The sequence below is a fragment of the Aeromonas sp. Y318-3 genome (assembly GCF_027706185.1).
Classification (GTDB): domain Bacteria; phylum Pseudomonadota; class Gammaproteobacteria; order Enterobacterales; family Aeromonadaceae; genus Aeromonas; species Aeromonas veronii.
In genome coordinates this window covers 117,708-123,959 of record NZ_JAPDCN010000010.1, presented here as the reverse complement: position 1 = coordinate 123,959, position 6,252 = coordinate 117,708, and the positions used below count along the sequence as shown (strand labels likewise).

7 protein-coding genes and 2 tRNA genes are annotated in these 6,252 nt (G+C 58.7%); 6 read left to right on the top strand and 3 right to left on the bottom strand.

Annotated features, from left to right (window positions below):
• Window positions 1-2 precede the first annotated feature (2 nt).
• From OKB77_RS15035 to yjjG, 4 genes are all read left to right on the top strand, one after another.
• Window positions 3-79: transfer RNA gene (locus tag OKB77_RS15035), tRNA-Met, on the top strand.
• Between the two features lie 88 nt (window positions 80-167).
• Window positions 168-244, top strand: a tRNA-Met gene (locus OKB77_RS15030).
• 170 nt (window positions 245-414) lie between these two features.
• Entirely contained in the window at window positions 415-1,914 is a 1,500-nt protein-coding gene (locus tag OKB77_RS15025) for a M17 family metallopeptidase (RefSeq protein WP_201946953.1), read from the top strand.
• Window positions 1,915-1,928: 14 nt separating this feature from the next.
• Window positions 1,929-2,609 (top strand): pyrimidine 5'-nucleotidase, encoded by a 681-nt coding sequence (gene yjjG, locus OKB77_RS15020; protein WP_005333455.1) that lies wholly within the window; start codon window positions 1,929-1,931, stop codon window positions 2,607-2,609.
• Window positions 2,610-2,725: 116 nt separating this feature from the next.
• On the opposite strand, the gene OKB77_RS15015 is transcribed toward yjjG, so the two are convergent.
• The 3 genes from OKB77_RS15015 to dusC all read right to left on the bottom strand — a co-directional run bounded on the left by OKB77_RS15015 (window position 2,726) and on the right by dusC (window position 5,016).
• The gene (locus OKB77_RS15015) at window positions 2,726-3,445 is read right to left on the bottom strand and encodes a substrate-binding periplasmic protein (protein ID WP_247822705.1); all 720 of its coding nucleotides are present in this window, start codon (window positions 3,443-3,445) and stop codon (window positions 2,726-2,728) included.
• 160 nt (window positions 3,446-3,605) lie between these two features.
• Window positions 3,606-3,974, bottom strand: a complete 369-nt coding sequence (locus OKB77_RS15010; RefSeq protein WP_005333451.1) for a TraR/DksA family transcriptional regulator — start codon at window positions 3,972-3,974, stop codon at window positions 3,606-3,608.
• Between the two features lie 97 nt (window positions 3,975-4,071).
• Complete coding sequence (gene dusC / locus OKB77_RS15005) at window positions 4,072-5,016, bottom strand: tRNA dihydrouridine(16) synthase DusC (protein WP_252657347.1); 945 nt, start codon at window positions 5,014-5,016, stop codon at window positions 4,072-4,074.
• Window positions 5,017-5,138: 122 nt separating this feature from the next.
• Between dusC and OKB77_RS15000 the strand changes: the two genes are divergently transcribed.
• Complete coding sequence (locus OKB77_RS15000) at window positions 5,139-5,516, top strand: YbaN family protein (protein WP_064335934.1); 378 nt, start codon at window positions 5,139-5,141, stop codon at window positions 5,514-5,516.
• A 134-nt stretch (window positions 5,517-5,650) separates the two neighbouring features.
• Window positions 5,651-6,196, top strand: a complete 546-nt coding sequence (apt, locus tag OKB77_RS14995) for an adenine phosphoribosyltransferase (RefSeq protein WP_005352403.1) — start codon at window positions 5,651-5,653, stop codon at window positions 6,194-6,196.
• The last annotated feature ends 56 nt before the right edge of the window (window positions 6,197-6,252 follow it).

Here is a 6,252-nt window from a genome sequence, read left to right as displayed (position 1 = left end):
GACGCGGGGTGGAGCAGCTCGGTAGCTCGTCGGGCTCATAACCCGAAGGTCGTCGGTTCAAATCCGGCCCCCGCAACCAACTCTTTCGTCAGCATGCGATTGTGTAAACAGTCGAAGGCAGACAAACGCCACCAAGCTACTGCTCGGCTTGAGGGTGACAATTCGGACGCGGGGTGGAGCAGCTCGGTAGCTCGTCGGGCTCATAACCCGAAGGTCGTCGGTTCAAATCCGGCCCCCGCAACCAACTTTCTGTACGTTCCATTCCTGCATTGCAATCATTGAACAATCCTTCTTGATGCTCGTCACCATCTGGTGATTGCTGCTATTTCTGACGCTTTTTAAAGACCAAAACTGGTCGTATCAACCATTTGTTGGGTATCATCAGGTATCTCTTCATGGATGAGGCACACGCCTGTGATCACTCCCTTCACCTATCTTCCTCCTGCTATTGAAAGCCGGGATGCCACGCTGGCCGAAGCCCTTGCCCAAGGGCTGCCGTTGCAACTGCTGCTGATCGCCGAAGAGCAGAAGGAGTCCTTGCTTTCGCTCCCCGCCCTTGCGGGTCTCCAGACCCAGCTTGCGCTGGGGAAAAAAGCGCCCTTTACCCTGATGCACGGCAATACCCTGTTGCAGGTGATGTTTGTGGCCGGCAGTGTGACGCGGGATCACCGCCTCTATAAACAGATCAGAGGCTGGATTGCTCCTCTTTCTGGGCTCAATGTGGAGCGGCTCGGGTTGCATCTGGAAGGTTTTTCCCCCTCCGAGCGAGTGATGCTGGCCGAAGTGATGTTGTCAGCCCTGCTTGCTGCCAATATTTCGTTGCCCACCAGCAAGCGCCGCAGCGAAAGCAGCTGGAGCTACCAGCAGATCAAGGTTTCACCCGCGGTGGTGCTGGACTTGGCGCGCCTTTACAGCGAAGCGGGGGGTAACGGGTTGGCTCGCCATCTGGCGGTGTTGCCTGCCTCCGAGCTGACGGCCGCCAGCTATCGCGAGTTTGTCAGCAAGCTGGCGCAAGATGAGGGGTGGCAGTGCCATCACTATGATCAGGCGCAGCTGGCCGAGTTGGGGGCGGGGGCGTTTTTGGCCGTTGCTCGTGGTTCGGAAGACAATCAGGGGGCAATGGTCAAGCTCAGCTACTATCCACCCAAGCCGGTGCGCCGCATTGCGTTGGTGGGCAAGGGGATCTGCCACGACTCTGGCGGTTACAACCTCAAGGTCTCCGGCAGCATGTATGGCATGCATCTGGACATGGGGGGTAGCGCGGTGGCGCTCGGTACCCTCTACGCCATCAGCCGAGCTCAGCTACCCTACGAGGTACACTGCTGGCTGGCCATTGCCGAGAACCATATCGGCCCTCACGCCTATCGCCCCGGCGAGGTGGTGACTGCCATCAATGGCACCTCCATCGAGGTGGTCGATACCGATGCCGAAGGGCGAATGGTATTGGCCGATACACTGGCGATGGCGGTGCAGGATACCCCGGATCTGCTGCTCGATTACGCGACCCTGACCGGGGCCTGCAAACGGGCGCTGGGTAGCCGCTACAGCGGTGTCTTTACCAATCGCAGCGAATGGATGACATCGCTGGTCAATCTGGGTCAGCGCAGCGGCGAGCGGATCTGGCCCTTCCCGCTTGATGACGATTATGACGACAACATCGAAAGCGAGTGGGCCGATCTGTTGCAGTGTGCGCCGGGCAGTTCGCCGGATCACATTGATGCGGCCCGTTTCCTCGCCCACTTCGTGCCCGAGCAGACCCCCTGGCTGCATTTTGACCTGAGCGGTTTTCGCAACAAGGGGGGCAATGGGGTGGTTTCCAGCGAAGTGACCGGCTTCGGTGTGCGTCTCACGCTGGATCTGCTGGCCAGCCCGCTTGGCAGAGTTGGTCGCCAAGCCTCTGAACAATCTGAATGATTACAAGGATTTCTGTGAAACAACCAAGCTATGACTGGGTGCTGTTCGATTTGGATGAAACCCTGCTCGATTTTCCGGTCGCCTCTGCGCTGACGCACACCCTGCAGATCTATGGTGTACAGGCTGATGACGCCAGCATGGCGCAGTACCACGCCCTCAACCATGGGCTCTGGCAGCAGTACAACGACGGCGAGATCGATGCAACGGCGTTGCAGCAGACCCGCTTCTCCCTCTTTGCCCAGCAGGTTGCCGCCGATCCCATGGCGATGAACAACACCTTTCTGGAGCAAATCATTGCCCTTAGCATGCCTCTTGAAGGGGTGGTCGAGACCCTGCAGCAGCTGCGCAGCAAGGTGCGGATGGGGATCATCACCAATGGTTTCAGCGTGCCTCAGCGGGGGCGGCTCGGCAAACTGGGCTGGAGCGAGTGGTTCGAGCCGCTGGTGATCTCCGACGAGATCCGGGTGACCAAGCCGGCGCCAGCTATTTTCCAGCACACCCTCTCCCTGATGGGGCAGCCGGATCCTGCGCGGGTGCTGATGGTGGGGGATAATCCGAAAACCGATATTGCCGGGGCGGCGGCGCAGGGGCTGGCAACCTGCTGGTACAACCCGGCGCGGCAAGCGGGCGAGTGCGATGCCACCCACGAAATCCACCACTTCGCCCACCTTGCCGACATTGTGCTGGGACGCTGATAGCCAGGCTTAACCATCACGTTATCGGTGACCAAAATGTCCTGGCAAGTCGCAACCCGGGTTGTTTGAGACAGGATTGGGTTTGCTTGAGACAGTAAGGGGAGCTGAGGCTCCCCTTACTTATGAGTATTTTCCTGTGAATGCAGGGATCTGAACTGATAGCGATCGAGGATCTGCTGATAGTCGGGACTCTGTTTCAATTGATCGATAGCCTGATTGATCCGCTGCAGTTGCGCCTCAGTGGTGCTCTCTTTGCTCAGCATCAGGTGAACCGGCGTGACTTCGATACGCAGCAGGGTATGCAGCTGATCCTGCACTTCATCCTTATCCTGCCACCCCTGCAGTCCGTGGGGATCCAGAATAAACCCCTGGATCCGACCCCCTTGCAACATCTTCAGCAGCTGATCCAGCCGCAGGCGCATCTGCAAGCGAGGCTGCAGCTCGGGCCTTGCCATCAACTGGCGGAAGGTATTGCCGTAATCAAAGCCCTTGAGCACCCCGATATGGAAGTCGGGGGTGTTGATCAACTGCTCGAGGGTAGTGATCCCGCGCCAGCGTTCGGCATCTTGCCGACGGATGATGATGGCTGTCTCCTCTTCCCGATAGGGGTGGCTGAAGCGGGCATATTGCTGCCGCTCGGCGGTGATATTGGCTGACATGGTCAGCTGAACCGTGCCGAATTTCAGCTCGTGCAGCACGCGAGCCCAGGGCATTTCATTGAATTTGGCCTGATAACCGGCCCGCAGGAAGATGGCGTTGAGCAGCTCCACATCCAGTCCGCGGAGCTGTTGCTGTTCATTGCGATAACTGAAGGGCTGCCAGTCGACCCAGCCCACGACCAATGACTCCTGTGCCGTAGCCTGGCAACACAAACACCATAACAACAAGAGTCTGTACACAACGCATACCCTCGAACAGGCTGATACGGTGAGTATTGGACAGGAACGACGGAGTAACCAGTGCTGAGGGTTGAGCGGATGCACAGATGTGCATCCCTCACAGTTCGTGGGCGTGGAATCCCTTGCGATAGCGGGTTTCACAGCGCGGGCAGCGTTGCAGGGTCGGATCCTGTTCCAGCTGTTCGATGGAAAGCGGCTCTTCACAATCGGAGCAGAGGCCATAGAGGCCAAGATCCATCTGGCAGAGTGCCGCATCGATCCGCTTGAGGCGGGCCACGCTCTGCTCAACCTTCGGCAGATCCAGCCGGCTGGTCAGTTCCACCAGTTGATCCTGCTCGCAGTGACCGACCTGCTCGGCCCACTCGTCACGGCGGCAGGCTTTAAGCTGACCGATCAGCGTTTCTCGTACTTGGGCCCAGTCTGACAGCAGGCGATTACGCCAGACAGTCAACTGTGCTTGCGTCATTTCACACACATTATCCCCCACAGGACAGACGACAGATTCGGGGCAGTATAGGGATCCGATAACTCTATCAAGATGATATGCGTCAAGTTAAACGTGGTTAGCCGTGGCTTTTGGCTGCTTGCAGCAGGGCATCGCGGATCGGATCCGTCTCTTTGAGCACCCGGATCTCCTGAAACAGCAGGTCCGCTTCGGGATATTCCCGCTTGAGATAGCTGAACCACTGTTTGATGCGGCTGGGGTAGTAGTCGGCTTTTTCGCTGGCCAGATCCTGCTCGGTATAGCTCACCATCAACTGCAGTACCTCGGCCCAGCTCATGTGCGGGCAGCCGGTTTTCATCACGTTGGCCAGATTGGGCAGGGAGATGGCGCCGCGCCCGACCATCAGGGCATCGCAACCTGAGACCCTGGCGCAGGCGAGGGCATCTTTATGATCCCAAATCTCGCCGTTGGCGGTGACGGGGATGGGCAGGGCGCGGCGAATGGCGTCTACATATTCCCAGTGGGCGGGGGCCTTGTACCCTTCGCGCTTGGTGCGGGCATGAACGGCCAGCTCGTTGGCGCCCCCCTGGAAGACCGCCTGGGCGTTCTCCAGATAGAGATCCTTGTCATCGTAACCGAGACGAATTTTGGCGCTCACCGGCAGATGAGCGGGCACTGCGTCACGTACTGCCTTGACGATGCGGTAGATGGTCTCGGGCTCTTTGAGCAGCACCGCACCGCCCTTGCTCTTGTTGACCGTAGGGGCGGGACAGCCGAAGTTGAGATCAACGCCGGGGGAGCCCAGCTCGATGGCGCGCACGGCGTTCTCGGCAAGCCACTCGGGGTGTTGCCCCAGCAGTTGTACCCGCACCGGGGTGCCTGCGCGGGTTTTGCCATCTTGCAGCAGCTCAGGGCAGAGGCGGTAGAACACCTTGGCGGGTAGCAGCTGATCGACGACCCGGATAAACTCGCTCACGCAGAGATCGTAATCATTGACGGAGGTGAGTACCTCCCGCATCAGGTGATCCAGTACCCCCTGCATGGGGGCCAAAATAACGCGCATAACGGCTTTCCGACGAGAGTGGCAAGAAAAAGAGCGCAGATTGTAGTGGGGTTGCGGCCCGCTGTCAGCACCCGCTCAAACTCTGTTAGGCTAGAGGGAGATAAATCACGCAAGGAGAAGGAATGAAGCGTTGGTGTCTGATGGCGCTCGGGTGGCTGGCATTTGCCACCGGTATTGTGGGCATTGTGCTGCCGCTCTTGCCGACTACCCCCTTCATGTTGCTGGCTGCCGCCCTGTTTGCCCGCTCATCGCCCCGTTTTCATCGCTGGTTGCTGACCCATCCCTGGTTTGGCCCGCCCATCGTGGATTGGCAACAGTATCGCGGCATTCGTCGTCAGGCCAGACGGCGCGCCATTATCTTCATTTTGCTCACCTTTTCGGTGTCGCTGGCGGTGGTGCCACTGCTGTGGGTCAAGGGGTTGCTGGTTATCATAATGGTGATCCTGCTCACCTGGTTAATGCGTCTGCCGGTGCTGGAGCCAGTTGCAATGGTGAAGTGAAGTCCCTAAGCTATTGCAGCAATAATGCTATGGAGTCGGCCTGTCATTTTTGCGTGACAGGCTTTTTTATTTCCCGCAGAAGGGAATTGAGAAAAAATGGCCACCCCTGGGTCAAAAAAATAAGCGGTCAACACATGAATCCGGAAACCCTGAAATTTATCGAAGCAAGCATCAAGACCATTCCCGACTATCCGAAGCCGGGCATTCTGTTTCGTGACATCACCAGCCTGATCGAGAACGCCGAGGCCTTCAAGGCCACCATCGATCTGCTGGCCAATCATTATCGTGATCAAGGGATCACCAAGATTGTTGGCACCGAAGCTCGCGGCTTCATCTTTGGCGCGCCGGTTGCCTATGCCATGGGGCTGGGCTTCGTGCCGGTCCGCAAGCCGGGCAAGCTGCCGCGCGAAGTGATCGAGGAGTCCTATGCCCTCGAGTACGGCACCGACACCCTGCAACTGCACACCGATGCCATCGTGCCCGGTGACAAGGTGCTGGTCGTGGACGATCTGCTGGCGACCGGTGGTACCGTCGATGCGACCGTCAAGCTGATCCGCCGCGCAGGTGGTGAAGTGGCCGATGCGGCCTTCATCATCTCCCTGCCGTCTCTGGGTGGCGATGCCCGCCTGACTGCCGCTGGCATCAAGGTAGTCTCACTGGTCGAGCTGGCCGGCGAGTAATGCCTCTTCGGCCCGATCCTCTGCATCGGGCCTGCATTGAACCGGTGCCCTTGCGG

Coding starts and splice junctions, on each gene's coding strand:
- OKB77_RS15010 (WP_005333451.1), bottom strand. CDS start 3,974: ATGACGCAAGCACAGTTGACTGTCTGGCGTAATCGCCTGCTGTCAGAC.
- dusC (WP_252657347.1), bottom strand. CDS start 5,016: ATGCGCGTTATTTTGGCCCCCATGCAGGGGGTACTGGATCACCTGATG.
- OKB77_RS15000 (WP_064335934.1), top strand. CDS start 5,139: ATGAAGCGTTGGTGTCTGATGGCGCTCGGGTGGCTGGCATTTGCCACC.
- apt (WP_005352403.1), top strand. CDS start 5,651: ATGAATCCGGAAACCCTGAAATTTATCGAAGCAAGCATCAAGACCATT.